This window comes from Mycobacterium sp. 852002-51163_SCH5372311 (assembly GCF_001667115.1).
Taxonomy (GTDB): Bacteria; Actinomycetota; Actinomycetes; order Mycobacteriales; family Mycobacteriaceae; genus Mycobacterium.
Map to the genome: position 1 here is coordinate 1 of NZ_LZIJ01000131.1, position 1,071 is coordinate 1,071.

Below are 1,071 nucleotides of genomic sequence, written 5' to 3' on the forward strand. Positions count from 1 at the left end.
TTCAACACCACCGATACCGCTTCGGCCATTCCTCAAAGCCGTAGTGTGGATAGCTTCGAGGAAAGTTCTGAGTTCGGTGAGCCGGAGTCTATGCGGCCACCCAGCGACTACCACCTCATGGGCTACACCTTCAAGGACTACGACAAGGCAAGCCGCTGGACGTGGAAATTCTTGCGGGACAGCACCGCTGAGCAAGTCCGCGCAATCGCCAACTACGCACTGGAGGCCGACAACCGTCTGACAACCGGCACCATCCTGCAGCGGCTGTTTGACCCAACGCAGGAAGCCAACGAGTGGTCGCATCCGGTTTATGGCCTGTACAACGGTGACACCATGGTTCCACCGGCCTATCTCGGCAAGCAGTTTGCGGCGGCACACCAGCACTACCTCGTTTCCGGTAGCGCCACCATTGATTCCGGAGACCTCGAAACTGCCGTTCGCCATGTGACCGAGCACGGTTTCGGCACTGAATCAAACTCACGGCTGTTGGCGCTGATGAACCCGGCACAGGCGGAAGTGGTGTCAACCTTCAAAGCTGGCGAAGAAAACGCCAGCGGCATTATTGCCAAACACGACTACATTCCGTCCGCTGGCGCTCCGGCCTACTTGCAACCGGAAAATATCGTGGGTCAGGTTGCGCCGGAGTCCTACAACGGTCTTAAGGTGCAGGGTTCCTACGGCGAGACCTGGATCATCCAGAGCGACTTCATCCCAGAAGACTACTTCGCGGTTGTCGCCACCTACGGAGCCAACAGCCCTGACAACGCCATCGGGTTCAGGCAGCACGCTCAGCGCCAATATCAAGGTTTGCGTACTATTCCCGGTCTTGGCCCGTATCCGTTGCAGGACAGCTTTTTCCAGCGCAGCTTCGGTGTTGGTGTGCGCCGTCGCGGCCAAGCCTGCGTCACGCAGATCAAGGCCAGCGGTTCCTATAGCGTGCCGGTGATCCCGAAGTGACGCCTCGAGATTGGCTGCAGGCCAATCTGACTGCAGTCGTGGTCGCGGTAGCTCAGGCCGGTGCCACCCTGGCCGGCTCAACTGCTGAAACCAATGTGTCTCAGACCGTTACTA

The 1,071-nt window shown here is 58.7% G+C and carries 1 protein-coding gene; it reads left to right on the forward strand.

Annotated features, from left to right (window positions below):
* Positions 1-957: hypothetical protein (locus A5791_RS16275; RefSeq protein ID WP_067238862.1), on the forward strand; the 957-nt coding region annotated here is incomplete at its 5' end.
* Between the last annotated feature and the right edge of the window lie 114 nt (positions 958-1,071).